The organism is Scytonema sp. PCC 10023 (assembly GCF_963920835.1).
Lineage (GTDB): Bacteria > Cyanobacteriota > Cyanobacteriia > Cyanobacteriales > Nostocaceae > Kalymmatonema.
This window is the reverse complement of the sequence record NZ_CAWUDP010000146.1, coordinates 1-19,162: the sequence shown is the minus strand read 5'-3', so window position 1 is coordinate 19,162 and position 19,162 is coordinate 1. Positions and strand designations below refer to the sequence as shown.

Genomic DNA, 19,162 nt, shown 5'->3' with positions numbered 1-19,162 from the left:
TGGTTTTAGGGTTAACATCAGGTATAAGTTTTGCTTATATAAGACATGTCTGCATAGACTATGTTCACATAACTTATGTCTGCATTAGGTATGTGAAAGTTGAGCTATCTCTGCGCAAGTATCTGAAAGTCTTGCTGTGTAAGGGTTTCAGCATTGCAAGTATCAAATCTCGTCTACGCAACCATGTTAAAACCATCAAATCTGCAAACATATGTGCCGTTAGACCATAGAAAAATCCAATATATAAGAGTTTCTGATAAGGTGTGCTTTTGTGTTGTACAACACGCTTAATTAATACTTGATGCGAGCATAAGGTATCATAAATTTGTGCGTTAAGTCTCCTTAATCGTGCTATGACAATCGTCCAACTTGAACCTGATTCGCAAGCGCACCTTCTCGTTTTCTCTAGTTGCGGTCACATTGGTCCGTCGCTGGACTATTTTCTAAAGGTACAAATGCATAGCTCGTTAATTTAAGGCACCCTCACGGCAATTGTAGAAGGGCTGATTTTATCGTCGCTGGACTTCATGCGATCGCATCAAAGGTTATTGTCAATTGATTTAATAAATTGGTTTCGTTTGAGGATAGGGTCTAAATCACCCTGTACACGATGGTTTGTCTCTGACGATAAATCCATCATCACTTCTTGACTCGCTCGCCAAGGCTCGCTGTAGATACCCGTACTCGTTGATTTTAGATAGGGAGGATTTCTCATCGCGTTGGACTGTTCGCCAACGCTCACAAAAGATGTCATTCAAGCTTATTGAGAATAGTGTCAATCCGTTTTTTTCACGTTGACGTGTACCCCCCCTACCCCCCGATAGCGCATTTACACGTCAAAAATGGCTGAAAATACTGTGGTTAAGCCATTCATTTTGCACCAAACTCCCCCAGAATCTGACATTTTGGAGCATTTTGGAGCAAAAATAATTGAGAATAGCGTCATTAAGTAGCTTCAAAAACAGGTCAAAACCGTGTTCAAGAGTTTGATAAATACGCAGTTTGATAAGCATAAATACTTAATAGCTAATATTTACATAGCTAATACAAAAGTACTATTGCAGAGCAGGCATGATGGATGGGTTTTATCCAAACAAATGACGTGTCAGCATATTTGATTGATAGTTCAAATCATCATCTGAGTATTGATTTAACACAGACCAATCTGGAGGATGTTGAAATTCGGCACAAATTAGTCCTTGCATCAACGCCTCTACAATTGGATATCGTTCCCTGTCTTCTTTAAATTGTTTTAAGTTGAATAACCTTAATTCTTCAATGACTAGTATTTTATACTCATCTGCTATGGCAAGATTGCCGTCTGATATTAGCTTCGATATAAGCACATAAGCACTTTCAATGTGCGTATCAGGGATATTAATGAATTCTATTTCAGTAAAGCGAGGTGTTTTTACCACTAATTCTGCAGACCTATTCGCAAATAGATATCTGATTTTATGCTTAATCAACAGCCCAATAAGAGCAACAATATCCGCATTACTTGGTTCCTTATTTGACCAACATTTGACAATATTAATTTTTTCGCCAGCCATAAAGTAATGAATGCAACTACAGTAATCTGCTTTCATTACAAAGGATACTACGTTAGTTGGCACTGTTGAATAAATAGCAATCTTCATTTTGAGCGTGTTATACAACACTCTCAATTTTCGCCCAGTGACTGTATTTTTTCCCAGTCGAAATGGTTCTGTCTTTCAAATTTGAAGGGTGACACGTTAAGAGCGAATGCCAAACCCATCACAGTATCATCGTTTTTTCCCTCAGCAGCCTGTAGTTTATGTCCGTCACGTCGAAAGCTTAAAAGTTCATTTACCACAGGACTTTTTGCAGGATAATCTAAAATTTCCTTTTCTAAAGCGAGTACTAACTGATAAATTAGCACTGGTTTACTATCACCTGTCGTCCGTATTGCCTCAATGTTGTATGCAGGGAACTCTTCAACTAATTGTTCAAAGTAAACTTGTCCCGCGCCGTTCACTTCAATTCCTATACTTTTAGGTCTATACCTTCTGATCAATTCTCCGATTTTGTAGAGATGAACTTGATTAGTCTCATGGTTTTTTCTATACAAAAATACGAGCGAATATTTACCCGCTTTGAATTTCAGTACAGGTACGCATAGAAAATCATTACCTGTGGTTGCCGTGTCGATTCCAAGATAATAATCTGCATCTGGATCAACGTCTGATTCGTATTCTCCGATTGCGCCGAGATGTACCAGAGATGATGTGAACACGGCGACTGATGAATCTATAAATCTGAGGTCATATTCCCTTAAGATTGTCTCCCAGTCCGTGCCGTCTTGTTGCTGGCGATATTCTAGATAGTCATTTCGTTGACCAAAAATCTCATGACACCGCCAATGGATAATCATTTTGACCGTGCCTGCTTTATCGACAAACCAATACAGCCCTGGTAGTTCTGTATAAATTTTTTGTTCAGCAACATCAATGCACAACTGCTCTATGTCGCGTCCGTCATTATTTTCGTTTAATTTATCCCAGTACCAGCCGCTCTTAGCCGATGGAGTACTAACGATTAGCTTAGTGATGTTGTCCCCCGATAAAGCGGTACTAGGGCTTGATGCAGCATATATCTGACCTATATTGCGACTAAAAGCACATTCGTCAAATAAAAAGTCTTGTACCGAATCATAGCTACGACTACCCTCTGTGCTGGAGTTCTTGAAATAAATTTCGCCTTGCCCTCTGATTTTTAGGAATCCTACATTGTCGCTATCGGGTTTGATGTATTCCTCTAAGCAATTTACCATCTGCCTAGTACGACGGCTAAGCGCTCCAGCATCCTCCTCATTTCTCATAAAGCACATCGAGCTATATGCAGGATTTAAAGAAGCTTTATGGAGAAATTTCGACGCAGCAGTTTGAGTAATCCCTAATTGACGGCTTTTTACTATGACTATATTTGCGTATTCGTCCATCAGTCGAGTAAGGATTTTCTGATAGGCGAACGGGACGAACTGAACCATCCGACCGCCTGACCTAATTTGAGTAAGGCGAACAAAATCCTCCCAACTAGCAGGCACTTGCTTTAACGTCTGAGTTTTCTTCAGAAATTTGTTTTGCTGTTTTGGGGTGGCTCTAATTTCAAAGAACATCGATATCAAAGGTGTTGTACAACACTCTAGTTTTCCTCCCGCATATCCTGAGAAGTTATTAAATTATATTGTTCTATCGAATAACCCATATTTTGTACTTTTTGGATAGCTGCTTGTTGATTACTAAATACAGAGATACCTGTTATCGAGTCCAATAATTCAAACAACTTTTTCAAATCGTTAATTTCTGTTGTTGGCGGCAGTCCTCTAAGTCCTTGCTCATATTCCGACACTTTTTGATAAACGATTGCTAATTGTTTTAAATAAATACCTAAGTGGCATTTCTGGAGATATTGAATAATGCTTAAAGGATTCTTAGGGTCAAAGTCATATTGCTGAAGTTGTAACCCTATATCGTCAAGTGCGAATGTTGGATACTCGAAATCGTCTATTTCTATTGCAGTCGTTTCTTGTTCACTCCTAATCAAATCAAACGACTGTAAGTGTCTTTTAATAACAGTTTCTGTAGTCTCGAAATTATAGTGATCCTTTAATCGTTTTTTAATAGCAGAAAAGCCGAGTCCACTTTCGGCTAATCCGTTAGTGAATTCGGCTAAACTATTTCGACATATTTTGCAGTTACATCTTTGAGAATTCATCGTAGAAGAATTTCACAGCCTCCATTACCTCTTTCATTTTAGTTTTCTCTCTTAGATGCAAGTTAGAAAGCTGTCCTAAACGTCTGGGTAATTTTTCAATATCTGGGAGTCTTTTATAGCAATCAGCAATTTCTGGAGTTCTAAAAGTCAATGCTTTGTTAATTGATGGTACAAACGCTTGGTCATTCAAGATGTATTTGTGAAGTAACCCTATAAAGCTAGCAGTAATAGCTATATAGACAGGTGTATCGCTCGATTTTTGGTTGAAATTATATTCAATACAGGCATCGATAAGTCTAATAAAAATATCTGATTTCTCAACTCGCTTGACTTCGGTATTTTCGTTTCGATCCATAACCATCAATCCTTTTTTAATTAAGATGGCTAAGGCTGTTTCTAGGTCGTTATTAGCCATCAACTGAGTTAATTTGTTAGCTCCTACCATTCCTATTTGTTCAGTCAGCTTGGTTAAGTTCAAATCAACGTATTTTTCATCCGCTTTCATTTCGATGATTTCATTGATTTTATTTAGATCGAATATCTCTTTAGGTAGCTCTGGCAGCGAAGAAAAGTCAATCCTTTTATAACCATCTGTTTCATCCTTAGAAGTGTGAATCAAACATCGTTGTGCAAATAATAAGCCATCGCCCTCACCATGCAGTTTTTCGTACATACGATACATTAAAGAGCCGTAAAAATGGCGCGACTCATGGAAACTTTCATATCCAAGTTTTTTAATACGTTCATTAACTTGTTTTTGATAGGAGCTATTAAATTGATTCATAGCTGCTTTAAGTTTTTCCTCCTCATCACCCTCTGTTTCCTCATAAGCTTTTATGACTGCTGGCATGGGTTTAAGTTCACGACACTTAATTACAGCCTCTTCAATGTCATCAGAATTTGCTAAACAAGGAATACGATATCTACTTTTAGTACTCGATTTAGCAATATTTTTGATGATTAAGGTGTTGTAATCATCCGCTTGAAAATCTGTTTTTATGAACACTTCAGCCATTCTTCTACCTGTAAGAAGTGCTATTGCAAAACCGATATCAATCCAATCATTACTATTCAGCAATTCCTTAGCTTGATTTAAAGTAGACGTTGCATCAAATGTTTTCACTTCTTTAGATGTATGTGGCTTAATAGCACTGTATTTTCTTTCAAACTCATAAGTATAAGTCACACCTGCATAATTAGAATGCTTCTTATGACCATCACTTAGTTCTTCTGGATAGCTTTTTACAGTTTCTCGGAGTGTTTCTCTAAGTATTTTCAACCCTTTTTTGTAGCTTGTTTCGCTATAAATTGTCAGTGATTCTGCAAACTTAAGAACACTGTTGTGTATCTCTTCTTTAGTCTTCAATTCAACTATTTCTGCTACGACGGGTGTTACTACTTTTTGCCAATTAATAATGCTGCGAGTACGTGTCATTTCTTTGATTGGTTGTTTGGACTCTTTAAATATAGCTCAGTCATAAGGTATGCGTCAACAGGGTATTGAGATATAAATATGAAGATTTCGTAAATTACTTTCGAGAACATTAGTTTTGATAAGTAATCCAAAAGAAAAAACCCGCTAACGCCTATCTAGTAAGCATTAGCGGGTTTGTAGTATCGGGTAATGTGAGTTTCCCGATGTATGCTTAGTCGTGATTCAAAGCCAGTAAGAAATCCTTAATTTGCGTGGTTGTGGCATACGCGCAAGCTATAGACCCGTCTCTCCTATCCCTCAAAGCATATGTCTTTCGTTTTCGAGTTTCGTAACCAGCCTTACCCGTAAGTTCTGTATAGTCGTAGCCGTAGTAGCTGGCAAGTTCTTTAATTTCAATAAGTTTCATAGTTTCAATTCCTTGTAGTAGCAGGCTGTACTTGCGGCGCGTCCGGTCGCGCTATGTGACCAATCATCACCCCCACCCCTAGCGACGCTATTAATCCACCTACAAGCGCTCGTTTAGGAATATCAGCATAACTCCACACCTTCACCTCATGTTGGCTCATCAACCAATGTACTTGAGCCATCTGCCACGGCATGAGGTCAAAGAATTCACGAGATTTTTTGAGTTTGACGTTCGAGTTCTTGAAAACTTGATGCAATCGCTGCTCAACTTCACCCATGTTTTCAACGTAGATGGTGCGAAGAATCCGAAGATTGCAGGGTGGTTGGTTACTATGAAAAGTATCAAGTCTGGCTTCTGGATTACGACTTAACCCTATTTTCACCCTTTTAAGAACACATCCAGGAACCCACCCGTGGTAGCCTTCAGCAAGTATAAGGTAGATGAATCCAGGTTGGTTATCATCGCGCTCCACCCATTGATTTTGATTGTAGTGTGCCATAATGCAGAGATTCCTTGTAGAGTTTACGGAATTTTTACGAGATTAAGGACGCTGGGAGCCGACAAACTACCCAGTGTCCTTGTTTTTAGGTTTGGGTATCAGTTTCTACCCACTTTAATCCGGCTAAATTCACATCTTGCGGGTTTTCTAAAATGGTGATATTGGCATTATCAATCTCATTCTTGAGATACCTGAGAATCCAATCAGCTACCACGCCAATTGCAAAACCACCGCCAGTACAATACAAGCACTCTCCTTTAGCCAAGCGTTGAGAGATGGTATCAAATAGCTTTTGGATCGCGTAGTTACCCCCGACCCACTCAGACATAGCCCCATCAACCTCAGACGCGATATCCTTGACCTTCCCGTTACTTCTTAGTGGTACGCGCCACTGACCGACCTCATTAAGCGCTGAGAGTTCCAAAGCTTCTTGGATGTCTGAATTTTCAGCTTGAATTGCTCCTCTGTCTGTACGGGTAAGGCTTTTGAAGATGCGATTGATGATAGTGTTCATACCTCCACCAGACACGGGAGTTCTAGCGATAGTCGATAGTTCATCACCATCCCATTCATAAGAAGAAAAAGTGACTGTTCCTCCACCTAGATCCAATAAGCTGAATCGCTCGTGTTGGTAAAGGTTCACCACTTCCAAGGCAGCGCCCTCACCCTCATCAATAAACTCGCAGTGTTTGACCGTCACCTTGAACTCAATGTCTTCCCATGTGAACTCTGCAATCTGCTTAAGCATCTTATCTAGTTCCTTGCGCTGTGGGGTAGACAATGTGATGACCTTAAGCCAAAGGTTAATCTGTACTGGTTGGGTCTTACGTCGCCTGCCTTCTACAGCATTCTTTAGCTGCTTGCGGTAGTGGGTGATAGCTCCTAAAATCCATACATCTAAGTGAGTCAGCTTGTTATCCTGACTGGACACAATGAGATATCCGTTCACCCGGTCGATGGCATTGCCCACAACATAGTTTTTCTTGCGATAGCCAAAACATCCATCATTGCGTAGTGGTACTTCCCCTTTGATTTCTTTGGCTTCAGCATTGAAAGATTTAAAAACACCGTTGAGTCTACATTTTACCCGCTTGGCTCCCGCGTCGATATCAAGTCGGAAGTCGATAGCTTTGTTGTTCTGACTATGGCGTTTCTTAGGTACTTCTGGCACTTCAGCAAGTACTTCCTTGATAGTTTCAGGCTTTGTAATCATTTTTGTATCTCCCTTGACGCGTCCATTGCTACGAATTTCAATTTTCATGTTTTTGTACTAGTGTTGAATGTTACTCTGTCGGTCTAGTGACGCACTCTCATCGGTAAAAGTGGTTTAGTTGAGATTGACATTCTTCTATTGCGATTGAAGTGTTAAAAGAAAAAGAGTCAATTATTAACAGTAATTAAACTTTTTGTAGATACTCTGTTTTAGACTATTTCCAATTCAACTAATAGAAAGTCATCTTCAGTCCGGCTAATCCGGCTAATCCGGCTACCCCCCCCCTATAGGGAAAAATTCCCGGCTAGCCGGACACGTAAAATCAAGGGTTTCAGCCATTGCGTCCGGCTGATAATCCGGCTAACCGGACAACAGCCGGATACAGCAGGAATTCTATCTTTTACTAATTACTGTTAGAAAATACGTCTAATTCGGTGAATTCTTTTCCACAATCATTACATTTGTAGCGTTGGATGGACTTAGTAGCCTTATCTTTACCGTTGCGCTTCCAGTCATTAGAGCCGCAGTGGGGACACAAGACCGTCGTCACAGCTTCAACAAGTGGCGGTGATTGGATGGTCTTAACTTCAGACTCTGACTCAGATGCGTCCTCCATTATTTGCCAGTAATCATAGGCATCAAAGTCTGGAAGTTGAATAAACTTCGGAAGTCCGGTTAGTGGTACGGCAAGGGCAAAACGGTACGCGCCAGGGTCGGTGAAAATGTCTAAACCCAGTTCCTCATTCTTGCGATCGCAAAACTCTTGAATCCTGCGATATTGCTCAAGCAGCTTGGTTTTATCGTCTCCCGTAATTGTCTTAGCCTTGTCCAACCATATACCAGCGTTCGCCCCGATGTGAAGTTGCACCGCGTTGTTCCAATCGCTCCAGGACATACCTGGTATTGTGGAAGCGTCGCAAGCTTGTCCGATGTAGATAGCGCCTATATTCTGGTGGGATGCCTGCTTGAGAGAGTAGGTCACTTTGTCTCTGAAGTAGTAGTAACCGTTATTCTCTCGTTCTTGAGCAATGGTTGAGTCCACCTCATCAAAAATGTAGAGGATGAACGGGTGATTACCAGAAGTCTTTGTTCTACGGTCTAGTTCATCGCACAGTTCAGCCATGCCCGTTACGTTATCCTCATGGCTCGTACCAGCTTTGGGCATATCCCAATAATCTTTTTTAGATCCATGCTGTGGGTCATAAAGCTTAATTTCACTTTGTCCCTTGCGTTGCTTCATGATTGCTAGCGCGAGATTCTTAGCTGTGGGTGACTTACCTCCAGTACTGCCAGCAGTGATTCTGATTCGCTCCCAGTTCTTGACATAGCTTTCAAATTTACTGATTGGTACCCAAAGCTTATCGATATCGTCTTTGTTGCTATCTTTCTTGATTGGTTTTCTAAGAGTCACTACAAGGGTTACAGAGCAGTTTTGATAGTTGTATTCAAACTTAGGTAATGTACCTACTAACGACCCTGTAAGAGCCGCTAGTTGCTCTTGTGTGTTGTCTGGCAATAACTCATCATCGGTGAGTCCTGGGTTCTTACGAGTCGCAAATGTGATTGTGTACCCTGTGTCAGTCTCAGTCCATTGGATAAAGTCAAGCTTGTAACCATAGTTGTTGTAGTAATAGCCCGATACTTTATTGGCAGTTATCGCATAAGACGAAGTACCAACAGCCTGTAATGGTTTTTGGAGTTCTTCAATTTGTTTGGTCAAATCATCAATAACAAGGTTGCGTTGTTCGAGCAAGTCCAGTAATTGAGCATGGATGGAATTGTTATTAAGTAATAGCGTTTCGTATCGCTCGGTAATTTTGGCGTCAATCTCATCCATACCTGCTCTAAAGCGTTCAACCGCAACGTCTTTAGGCATTGAATTATCAAGTGATTTCCGTAATTCCTTACTTTCAGATTTGATTTCACGTGACCGAACATCTTTCCAGCGAGTTTTGACGTTGAGGAATTTATTATCAAAGGTAAAAATGTGGTCAAGAATAACACCAAAGTCAGTGATATCAAGCTCTTTGATAACTTTCAATTCTTCGGTCAGTTCAGCCTTAAGCTTCTTGATATCATTGATTCGAGTTTCAAAACTCTTACGCGCTTCCTGACTTACGTCGGGATTGTCATAAGCATTTTCTAGAAGTTTTTGAAGGTTGTGAATATCGTTATATCTCAAAGAGAAAAAGTTGCTGACGTATTCTCTACAATCTTCTAAAAAGTCTTCAACGCGTGTGTCTTTAGCGTCTACACTAGCTTGCAGAGTCTTGATTTGTAGGTCTTTTTCAGCTACTACTTTCAGATACTGTTCTGCTTTATCGTTAAGCTTTTCTTGCAGTTCCAATATCTGCTTAGCGTAGGTGTTTTTATCGATTTCGAGTACCTTAATCTGGCTTTTCAGTTCATTAATCTCAAGTTTGAGGTTACTAGCTTCTCTGTCTTTGACTCGCGTATTTTCTTCCAGCTTGCGCTCATAATCGCGTTCTACAGCGTTGTTTTTACCGTCGTACGCAATCCCTAATCCGAGAGAGGTTAAAGCTGTTGCAGCACCACCAATGCCCAAAGTAAGTGCAATTTTTTGAGTCCATCCACTGGTGTGCTGCGATTGAATTAAGCCTACAGTACCTAATAAAGATGAAGAAATGAGTAACCCAAAATATACTTGTTTAAACATGATAGAATTCCTTAGCACAAAGTTAATGAGAACTAGGAGATATATCAAATACCTCCTAGTTTTTTGATTAGAAACCAGCAGTAAACTTAGCTTCTGTTTCGGCTTTCAGTTTTTCTTTTTCATAGGTAATATTCTGAATTTCAAAGCCTTGACGCTCAATTTCTTCTCGGAGTTTTTGGACTTTCAGTTGCTCTTGTTGCGCAATTAGAGGTGTTTGGGCTTGACTGCCTTCAGTGCGAAGTTGTTGCTGTGTCAACAGTTCGCGGTCTTGCTCAAGTCGGGATAGCTCGGTTTCACGAGCAGTTATGGAACGGTGATAGGTAACAGCTTTTGTCTGGTTATTGACGTCTAGAGTCTTCCCATCAACAAGCATCCCAATTAATCGTTTTTGCTCGTTGTCAAGCGTTGCTAAGTCTTGTTTGAGCTTGACATTATTGATGCAAACTCCAACAAAATTTCTTTGACGGTTAATAATGATGTTTCGTTGCGTAGCCGTAGCGCTATCTAATTGCTCTACATTAGGGTCTATTTCAGCGTTCGCGTGTTTCAAAATTTCAGAACTGTTTAGCTTCCCATCGGTAACGCTTGCAGGATTCCAATCGCCGTCGGTACTTTGAATCGTTTGCCCAACACGCGACATATAACCTTGAAAAGCATTGACTGTAGCAGCACCTTTCTCAATTGCAGTAGCCGTGCCTTCAGCCAGTCCTTTCAATTTTTCACCAATGCTCGGAGGAGTAGGAACACCCAAACTAGTGATTAGTTGCTCGGATGGTTGTGGTGCAGCCTCTACTGCTGGTGGGGTAGTTTCACCCGTTACTCTTCGGCTACCCGTCAGGGAACCTTTTTTACCACGATTAGATTTCTCTAAATTTGCACCTGTTACGGTTCCAGTTTTTCTTGTAGCCATGGAATAATGTACCTATAGTTTCGTTATGGTTTTTACGGAACTGAGTGGTGACCCCTTAGCGCTGATATACTTTGGGGTCGTTCACTTTAAGAATTAAAATCGCTACATTTCGTACGAAATTTCCACCAAAGATTGTCCGAAGCTTCAACTGCATCTTGACGGAGTTCTTCTAGGTCTGGGTGTTGTTCTGCAAATTTGAGCCAAACAGGGTTTTCAGAAAGCTTGATGTATGCGTCGGTCAACAGTACCAGTTGGTTTTTGAGTGTTTGCTGGTCGTTAAGGTCAATCATTAGTTGTCTCCTTTATTAGCAAGTACGCTACCCACCACACCGCATCCCAGTGCTAGTCCAATTGATGCGATCGCCACACCTCGATAGAGTTCTGATTGTGCTGCAAAATCAGGTTGTTGCTCGTGACCGAATGCTTTTTTAGCATCCGAAATTCCCCAACAAACTAGAGAGGTGCAAGCGCTAAGCATGGCTGTAACGACCAGCGCTCCAGAAATATCACCCAGAGTAACAAACACACGGTCTTTCACTTTTTCATGCCAAGGTCGTGGTTTGTAAAGGTACTTGGTCGGTTTAGGCGGTCTGTAACCAGGAGGATAGTAATTGGTCAAAATTTCTTGCACCGCTTGGTGTGCATCAGCAAGAGTGACATCTGGATAAAGGTCAAATTCCTCAAACTCTTCGGAATCAATAATTTCTTTGAGCCAGTGTTGCATAATTTCGAGTTTTTCGATTTGGTTGTGAGTCAGCATTCGTCGGGCTCCTGAGTGAACATTTGGGGTGAAAGTAAATTGAGATGGTCGAGCGCTCTTTGCAAGTTCCAGAGATCCTCATTGGTTGCACGAGCTAAGACTTGTTGCAATTTGCGATATTCGATATGTTCCAGAGAAGGGGTAAAATCAGTATTCCAGAATTCCCCGACCGCTATAGGGAAGTAGTCAGGAGTCCAGTCCTCCAGGGCTTGTACAGCGCAAAGGTATTGAAGTTGCAAAGAAGTAAACATTATTAAATCCCCATGATTCTCAAGTTTTGGTTGAGGTGTGAAGGATTTACCTCTCACATTTACAGTTATAAATCACATTTGATAGCAAACGCAACCCATTTGCTATGACCTTTGATTATAGGTGTCAGACATATAGATCAGGAAAGATGATATCAAATGGTATGGTTTTGATAAGAAAACAACTTATACTGATAGCAAACGCATCACAACAGGTATAGTGAGGGTAGAAAAGTGAAATGTCTATTGATAATGGTTAACAACCGCAAACGTCGTCAAGTAGCGCTAAGAATAGATGAAGGAATTTTAGAAATGTTAGCAAAACTTGCTAAAGCTGATAACACTTCTATGAATAAATACATAGAAAAACACTTTTTAGAATATGGTAAAAGTCAAAAGTTACTGCCTAGTGATTTTGAATTGTTAGGTGAAACTAGAGGTGGTGATAGGTCTAAAACAGATAAAGAGAATAAAAATGATTAATACATCCGACCAAAGCTTAACACTCTCCCCTTGTCTTCCGTTAGAAGAGAAAACGGTCTTCCCTAAAATTCTGGTTATCTACTTTTTGGTAGATGATATTCAATACATTTCATCACTGTAATTGTATTACAGTTAAAAACCCACTGCGTAAACAGCGGGTTAATCATCAAAATACTAACCCTATTGTATATGAATTTTCATATTACATCAGAAGAATTATCTCAACTACTACAGCAAACTAAAAAAGTTCTTCCTTCATCTAAAGAATTATCTCAATTACTAGAAAGATCTAAAAAGGATCTTCCTTCATCTAAACTTCCTTCATCTGAACAATTATCTCAATTACTAGAAAATACTAAGAATTATCTTCGTCCATACGAAGAATTAGCTCAAAAATTTTTAACTGATTCAAGCAATTTTTATAAAATTTCCGAAACTATTAAAAAAAGTAAGGAGCTTACTAAAGCAGACTTTCCATTTTCTACAAAAAACAACTCAGATAATGTCTGTAAAGAAAATAAAGAAACAGAGCAAGAGTTATCTCACCACACGCATAAACTTGGCAAATTACAAAAAGAAATTTTATTAAAATTGCTTAAATATAGTAATAATAAATCCGTACTTGTAGTGTGGAATTCTACAAAATGGTTTTCCAAAAATAATCGAGTATTAAGAAGTGCAGAGCGCTCTAAATTGCATAAAACATTAACATCTCTAGTTAAACGTAAATTAATTATTCGTGAAAAGAGAAAAAAGCGAAAAGAATATGTACAATTCACAGAACTTGGTTTGCGGCTCACACAAAAATATAAACATCTCTGGGAACTGCAAAAATAATAAAACCAAAATGTAAACATCTCTAGAGAAGACAAAAACCAAAATGTAAACATCTCTGGAGACTACAAAAACCATAATGTAAACATCTCTGGTGAGCTACCAAAATACTTGAGAGTAAAATGTAAACATCTCTGGTGAGCTATCAAAATAACTAAAAATAAAATGCAAACATCTCTAGTGAACTAATAAAATCAAAATGCAAACATCTAAAAATCAATAAAAGCTTGCGTATTTAAAAAAGAAGAAATAGAATATTTTTAAATAGGTAATACTTTGATTCACCATTAATATCTGGAGGAATAGGTGAACAAAAAAATCCGAAGCTATCGCATCGATCCATATTTAGATTCTCAGATAAGAAAAATGGCGCAAGAAAGCAATACCTCAAATTCAAGTATCGTGAATTGTGCTTTAAATAGTTATTTCAATAAACCCAAAAAGTAACAAAAACAAAACGCCTACGGGTATAGGCGTTCATTTTCTAATACGAAACCGCTATGTAGCGGTACTTTTCTATGCCTAATGATACACTTTTTGTAGATTTTTGTCGTCAGTGCGGTTCTACAAATTTAGCAGAATTGCCAGAAGTTACAAATAACAAATATCACTCTCGATTAGTTTGCGCCGATTGCAAGACTTTTTTAAAGTGGATTCCGAAAGCAAAAATACTTGAAGTATCTATTTCTAAAATTTTGCAAAATCCTACCTTGGAAGAGTGGGAACGGCAATTTCTAAAAGCTGTAATACTTCGTACCCCTACCAATGCTGAAGAAATTGTGATCACTGCAATAGAAGCAAAATTGAACCCCGTGTCCAATGAACGGGGTGTTAGTTAGTGTCGAGACAAAAGATTAAGCAGGGTCTTGTACTTTAAGCTGACCTCGACCAATCAGTTCAAGAAATTCAGCCAGACTTAACCCACGCGATTGGGCTTGCTGTTTGAGACATCTCCATCCCGTATCAGTCACAGAGACATTGCGGGGTCGTTTTGGTTCGCCATGTCGTGGTTCACTACCGGGTTGTAGATTCTCCAAAGAAACAGGATTAACACCTTTAGGCTTAGGCATAAGTACTCACATAATTAAATCTCTATATTCCCATTATATAGGGGTTGTCGAATTTCAAACAGAACGCTATAGTTAAGGAGGTCTGAAAATCAGACATACATAGGTAATGACTTCTGACAAAAAAATGACGACCGTGAGGTGCGCCATTCAACAATTCAACAATTCAAGTATTTCAAGGATATCTTTATCATGCCATCAGCTAAGAAAAAAGCTACTTCCAAAGTCCGTAATACCAAAGCACAGTACAAAAATAGCAAGAATGAAGTTTCTGAATCTCAATTAATAGTAAGTTTCTCACCTTTATTCTCTCCTAAAGATAGTAAAGCACGGCTAACTTTCTGTGGAATAGAACACTCAACAATCACAGTAAACGGAAATGAAAAACCTGTAATGAGGATTACTTTTAGCTGTCTTGATGAAACACATGAATCACCCCAGAACTTAGCAATTACCTGTGATTATCGCCTATCTGAAAAAAACAAACTAGGTCAGATTCTCTCCATCATGGGTTATGAAATCCAAAAAACTGCTGAGGTAGTTGATGAAGATGATGAGTATGGGATAAAAAGCACAGTTGCTAACCCACGGGAGATTTTTGATTTTTTCCGGTCTAAATGTGGACTAGTCTTTAAAGCTAATCTGATGGAGGCTACCCGTAAAAACAAAACAACAGGTGAGCGAGTACCCGCGCCTGGACTGTGGGATATCGATTACAAGACCCTTGTACCGTTCCTCAAAAATGGTGAGCAACTGCGAGATATGCTTGCTTCTGATGTCAGTGATGAAGAATTTGAGAATCCTAAAATCGACATGGCTGATGATGCTTAATCCATAAAAATTCACCTCCCTGTTTCTGAATAGGGAGGTGTTAACTGTCGTTTTTAGTGAGTTAATAAAATGTCTTCATATATCAATAATACCATAAATGATGACGATGATGAATTTGGCGGTGCTACTAATAGCGTTGCCAAAATTTTTCGGAAACGTGAAACTCCACCAATACCAGTAATTGATGATGAAGATGAATTTGGCGGTGCTAGAAATTCAATAGAAAAAATTTATCGTAGACGCGAAAATCCGACCGCGCCCGTAGTTGATGATAAGGGTGATGAGGATGATGAAAATGAAGAGTCAATCATCAAATGCAATTACAAAATATTCAGTCCGTCCATCCCTAATAATCAGTGGTACATCGACCGGGAAAAACTGACGAATAGTGTTAAAGCTAACGAATCAATAACAATTTATAACGTAATTGATACTGAATTCACCGACCAAAACCGCAAAAAGTACAAACAACAAAAACGCTTTGGATTGACCACCCAGATTAAAGGCGTAGATGTTGACGCACCAAAGAAAATTTATACTCATATTCCATTGGTGAACAGTGGACGAGAAATGATGGGATTAAAACCTTACCCAATGATCGATAGTGATTTCCATCCCATTGATTACCTCCGTGATTGCGGTCTAAAAGTCGATTTAAGGCAAGGTTTTGATGATGAACTTAGAACACTACCTAAATGTTTCATCGTCCTTGGCGGACATTATCTAACGGCTGAATTGAACATGATTTGTAAGGGAACCGTCAAAGAACGTGTCAAACAACTACAGCGCTCTACTGGTGATGAGCAGATTACTTCTGGACGTCGAGCGTTCTGTCAAACCACCATTGACGGAATGAAACTGGATTGGGTAAGTCTCAAGCACATCATCACAATTAATGGTTTCGATTATAAATTGTGCTTAAAGCTGGTAGACACAGGCGCAATTCATGGAGTAGCCTCATATCAAGCTTTTTGTGATGCAGTAGGATGGAAATTAACTGCCAAGGATAATTTCACCAAAGATGAAAAAGCTAAAATGCTTGATATGGCTATCGAGCGCCCAATTGAATTTGAGGAATACTCACTAGGGGATTTAGACGTGTACGAAGCATTAAATTGTTACTATGAACAATGGCAAATTGTATACGAAAAACTTAATTTAGGTGATTTCTATCAAGTTCCAAAACTAACAATTGGTGGTACAGTTAAAGATTTATTTGAAGCTGCATTAGCTGAAAAGTTGGGAATTCAAACAACAGATGAAGAAGGAAACGAACTTAAATGGCGGGACGAATTAACTGAAATAGTTGACCGATATATCAAACCTGCTAGTGCTTCACACCTGCGTCAATTTTCAACTCAGACAAGAGCATTATTAGCTAAAGTTGAGGGTGGACGTTGCCGAAACAACCGCCCAACTGATGTATTTGTACGTCGTAAAATTAAAGGTAAATATGATGTTTCATTGATTTGCGATATCGATATTTCCTCTTGCTATGGTGAGGGTCAACGCAACCAAAATTATTTTATAGGTGTTCCATATATTTTTGATTATGAAGCTACCGCCACCAATAATGAATATGTTTCATTACGTAAATGGTTGACAGATTTAGGAGTCAAAATTGATAAATTAATCGAAGCTGTTAACAATAACAACCGCGAAGAATGGAACAATCCAGAGAACTGGGGTGAGCTTATATCAGGTGCTTGGTATGCTCGAATGAGTACCAAAGAAAAACTGAAATATACTCAAGACTTTTTTGCAAGCTGGTTCACTACGACCAAAGATAATCTCGATATCCTAGCCAAAACAATCCGCAAGATGAAAGCGGATAGTGAATTACAGGATGTTGATTGGGTCGATTTTGATGAAGAAACAGGCACTCTAAAAATCTTCAACAATGAGATATGGAATGCAGTTTTAACCCATGATGGACTGCAATGGATTTTAGCAGTTGCGTCACCTCGCCAACGTAATGAACTACTTGATAATGTTCAAGTTTTAGCAGGTGCAATTTACCCACGGTCGCAAAAAATCACTGAGACAGACGCACCTAGAGCGTTAGAAATTCTGAAAGAAAAACACGCTAATTGGAAAGGTCGAAACACTACTGAGATAGTTAGAGACGATTCAGGAAACCTTGGAATTGACCGCAAAATGCGTCACTGTCATGCGTGGTTTGAAATTAATTTGGGCGACCTCATCATTAACAATTTGTTGATTGAACGCAAAAAAGCACAGATTGAACACGGTAAAAAATCACCTTTAGATGTGTTATTTAAACTATGCGTGAACACCCTCTATGGCGACATGGTTAGTAAGTACTTTGTTACATCTAACCCTGTAGTTGGCAATAACATCACCGCTAGAGCGAGAGCGCTAGCTTGGTATATGGAAAAAGGTTTACACGGCTGGCAGACGGTCACAGATGGATGTGCTTTTGAGTTGAATGGAGTGATATTTCCTAAAAATAAAAACATCAATGGTGAAAGCGTGAATCAACATCGCTCTAAGAGTGAATTGAAACAACGTAACCTTAAACGCTTACCGTTAGCTGAAATCGAATATTTAATGAAAGATGGTGAAATTTTTATCAATGAAAATGAGGAATTAAAATCAATTGGTAAAGGTAATGAAAATACACACATCAATACCAAAGCAATGGAACATTTGCAAGAACAATTTAAATTAGTAGATGTGTTGCACTCAGAAACAGAAGCCATCAAAGTTAATGCAGAATTACAAACTAAGTTTGTACCACGTAAAGGTCAATTCAGTTTTGAAACTAAAGATGTTTACTATGCAGGGGCTTTCCACGGTAGTGCGAATTATCTATTAGCTAATGATAGTGGTGTTTACATCAAAGCTAGAGGATATGAAACTAGTAAATTGCATGAAAGTGTAGATATCTCAATATCAGAAGAAGATGAAATCTCATTGTTTGATAGTGAGCGATATGGTAAAGCAAATAATCCAGCTAAGGATTTTATGACTCAATTGTTAAACAATCCAGAATCAATTAAACGTCAAGTTCCCGCTATCAAATCAGGAATTTTAAAAATCAAAGACTACAAAAACTTAGCCGGAAAATACGACCAAATAGGGATTGAACCGGGCGATAGTATTTTACGCACTGTCTTAATGCAAGAGTTTAGCTTAGCTCAATTCACTTTCCAAACCTATGAACAATATATGATGTGGTTTGGAATTGTCAGCAAATTAAAAGAGCAAGATAAACAATCACTAGAAGGATATTTTCTAAACGATGACGACACACTCAACTTCGTAGCAATGGCTGAAAAAGTCGATGAAATGATATCTGACGGCATTACAGCACCATTCGATGAGCTAGACCCTCACCGTCATAGACAAAGAAGTGAAAAACGGTCACAAAACACATCAGATAAAAAAGGAGCCAGTAAAAAACGAAAAAAAATTTCTCTATCACATCCAAGCCTACCCGCCTATGAAACGCTGAAAGACGCGCTAAACGACTCAGGACTACCCGATTAACCCTCGAACCAATCACCCCATACGACCCCTTCCATGCCGTGCTGGCGATTGTGGAGGGGTTTTTGATTTGGGCAAGTCATTCGCAAGTAGAGCGTATCTTATTGATAGATAGTCTCAATTATTTCTGGGTAGAAAATGGGTAACCTTCGGTGAATTGGCGGAAAGTTACCCATTTTTGACAGCACTATAAACCGCATGGTTAAGGGATTTTTTAAAATACCGGGCGCAAAAATCCCTTACTCTAGGGGTTAGGGAAAAAAGCAAAACAGCACGACACTGCTAATGATGCGAATGAAAATAGCTGCGAATGGTGGCGGGGCTGTGGCGGTGGGTCTATCGTGGCGGTGGCGGTGGCGGGGTCGGTGGCGGTGGGTCTATCGTGGCGGTGGCGGTGGGTCGGTCACTGGGTGGTGGTCGGACGTGGCGGCTGTGGTGAACGTGGCGGGGCGGGTCGGTGGTGAACGTGGCGGGGCGGGTCGGTGGTGAACGTGGGGCTGTGGCGGCGGGGTCGGTCGGGTTGGTGGGGTCGTAGTGGCGAACGTGGGGGC

General features: G+C 39.6%; 19 protein-coding genes. 5 read left to right on the top strand and 14 right to left on the bottom strand.

Features of this window, described 5'->3' with window-relative positions; translation table 11 throughout:
• Window positions 1-538 precede the first annotated feature (538 nt).
• The 13 genes from ACM0OZ_RS44065 to ACM0OZ_RS44005 all read right to left on the bottom strand — a co-directional run bounded on the left by ACM0OZ_RS44065 (window position 539) and on the right by ACM0OZ_RS44005 (window position 11,889).
• Window positions 539-754 carry a hypothetical protein gene (locus ACM0OZ_RS44065; protein ID WP_414589225.1) on the bottom strand — a complete coding sequence of 72 codons (216 nt, stop codon included), beginning with the start codon at window positions 752-754 and terminating at the stop codon, window positions 539-541.
• Window positions 755-1,085: 331 nt separating this feature from the next.
• Window positions 1,086-1,553, bottom strand: coding sequence for a hypothetical protein (locus ACM0OZ_RS44060; RefSeq protein WP_414589224.1), 468 nt, complete (start codon window positions 1,551-1,553; stop codon window positions 1,086-1,088).
• A 110-nt stretch (window positions 1,554-1,663) separates the two neighbouring features.
• On the bottom strand, window positions 1,664-3,139 hold the full coding sequence (locus tag ACM0OZ_RS44055) for a terminase large subunit domain-containing protein (protein ID WP_414589223.1): 1,476 nt from the start codon (window positions 3,137-3,139) through the stop codon (window positions 1,664-1,666).
• Window positions 3,140-3,165: 26 nt separating this feature from the next.
• Window positions 3,166-3,738, bottom strand: coding sequence for a hypothetical protein (locus tag ACM0OZ_RS44050; RefSeq protein WP_414589222.1), 573 nt, complete (start codon window positions 3,736-3,738; stop codon window positions 3,166-3,168).
• Window positions 3,719-5,173: a protelomerase family protein gene (locus ACM0OZ_RS44045; RefSeq protein WP_414589221.1), complete on the bottom strand. Its 1,455-nt coding sequence runs from the start codon at window positions 5,171-5,173 to the stop codon at window positions 3,719-3,721. The genes ACM0OZ_RS44050 and ACM0OZ_RS44045 overlap by 20 nt, the downstream gene beginning before the upstream one ends.
• A 211-nt stretch (window positions 5,174-5,384) precedes the next feature.
• The gene (locus ACM0OZ_RS44040; RefSeq protein WP_414589220.1) at window positions 5,385-5,579 is read right to left on the bottom strand and encodes a hypothetical protein; all 195 of its coding nucleotides are present in this window, start codon (window positions 5,577-5,579) and stop codon (window positions 5,385-5,387) included.
• 4 nt (window positions 5,580-5,583) lie between these two features.
• Entirely contained in the window at window positions 5,584-6,078 is a 495-nt protein-coding gene (locus tag ACM0OZ_RS44035; RefSeq protein ID WP_414589219.1) for a GIY-YIG nuclease family protein, read from the bottom strand.
• A gap of 85 nt (window positions 6,079-6,163) precedes the next feature.
• On the bottom strand, window positions 6,164-7,339 hold the full coding sequence (locus ACM0OZ_RS44030; RefSeq protein ID WP_414589217.1) for a hypothetical protein: 1,176 nt from the start codon (window positions 7,337-7,339) through the stop codon (window positions 6,164-6,166).
• A gap of 355 nt (window positions 7,340-7,694) precedes the next feature.
• Complete coding sequence (locus tag ACM0OZ_RS44025) at window positions 7,695-9,968, bottom strand: transposase-like zinc-binding domain-containing protein (protein ID WP_414589216.1); 2,274 nt, start codon at window positions 9,966-9,968, stop codon at window positions 7,695-7,697.
• A gap of 67 nt (window positions 9,969-10,035) precedes the next feature.
• Window positions 10,036-10,878 carry a hypothetical protein gene (locus tag ACM0OZ_RS44020; protein WP_414589215.1) on the bottom strand — a complete coding sequence of 281 codons (843 nt, stop codon included), beginning with the start codon at window positions 10,876-10,878 and terminating at the stop codon, window positions 10,036-10,038.
• Between the two features lie 86 nt (window positions 10,879-10,964).
• On the bottom strand, window positions 10,965-11,168 hold the full coding sequence (locus ACM0OZ_RS44015; protein ID WP_414589214.1) for a hypothetical protein: 204 nt from the start codon (window positions 11,166-11,168) through the stop codon (window positions 10,965-10,967).
• Window positions 11,168-11,638, bottom strand: a complete 471-nt coding sequence (locus ACM0OZ_RS44010) for a hypothetical protein (protein ID WP_414589213.1) — start codon at window positions 11,636-11,638, stop codon at window positions 11,168-11,170. The genes ACM0OZ_RS44015 and ACM0OZ_RS44010 overlap by 1 nt, the downstream gene beginning before the upstream one ends.
• Window positions 11,632-11,889: a hypothetical protein gene (locus tag ACM0OZ_RS44005; RefSeq protein ID WP_414589212.1), complete on the bottom strand. Its 258-nt coding sequence runs from the start codon at window positions 11,887-11,889 to the stop codon at window positions 11,632-11,634. Before ACM0OZ_RS44005 ends, ACM0OZ_RS44010 begins: the two co-directional genes overlap by 7 nt.
• A 249-nt stretch (window positions 11,890-12,138) precedes the next feature.
• On the opposite strand from ACM0OZ_RS44005, the gene ACM0OZ_RS44000 reads away from it, so the two are divergent.
• From ACM0OZ_RS44000 to ACM0OZ_RS43990, 3 genes are all read left to right on the top strand, one after another.
• The gene (locus tag ACM0OZ_RS44000) at window positions 12,139-12,369 is read left to right on the top strand and encodes a hypothetical protein (RefSeq protein ID WP_414589211.1); all 231 of its coding nucleotides are present in this window, start codon (window positions 12,139-12,141) and stop codon (window positions 12,367-12,369) included.
• A gap of 189 nt (window positions 12,370-12,558) precedes the next feature.
• The gene (locus ACM0OZ_RS43995) at window positions 12,559-13,206 is read left to right on the top strand and encodes a hypothetical protein (RefSeq protein ID WP_414589209.1); all 648 of its coding nucleotides are present in this window, start codon (window positions 12,559-12,561) and stop codon (window positions 13,204-13,206) included.
• 515 nt (window positions 13,207-13,721) lie between these two features.
• Complete coding sequence (locus ACM0OZ_RS43990; RefSeq protein ID WP_414589208.1) at window positions 13,722-14,042, top strand: hypothetical protein; 321 nt, start codon at window positions 13,722-13,724, stop codon at window positions 14,040-14,042.
• 15 nt (window positions 14,043-14,057) lie between these two features.
• On the opposite strand, the gene ACM0OZ_RS43985 is transcribed toward ACM0OZ_RS43990, so the two are convergent.
• On the bottom strand, window positions 14,058-14,273 hold the full coding sequence (locus ACM0OZ_RS43985; RefSeq protein WP_414589206.1) for a hypothetical protein: 216 nt from the start codon (window positions 14,271-14,273) through the stop codon (window positions 14,058-14,060).
• 189 nt (window positions 14,274-14,462) lie between these two features.
• Here ACM0OZ_RS43985 and ACM0OZ_RS43980 point away from each other — a divergent pair, with 189 nt between their 5' ends.
• Both ACM0OZ_RS43980 and ACM0OZ_RS43975 read left to right on the top strand, forming a co-directional pair.
• Window positions 14,463-15,101 (top strand): hypothetical protein, encoded by a 639-nt coding sequence (locus tag ACM0OZ_RS43980; RefSeq protein ID WP_414589204.1) that lies wholly within the window; start codon window positions 14,463-14,465, stop codon window positions 15,099-15,101.
• Between the two features lie 69 nt (window positions 15,102-15,170).
• The gene (locus tag ACM0OZ_RS43975) at window positions 15,171-18,614 is read left to right on the top strand and encodes a hypothetical protein (protein ID WP_414589202.1); all 3,444 of its coding nucleotides are present in this window, start codon (window positions 15,171-15,173) and stop codon (window positions 18,612-18,614) included.
• The last annotated feature ends 548 nt before the right edge of the window (window positions 18,615-19,162 follow it).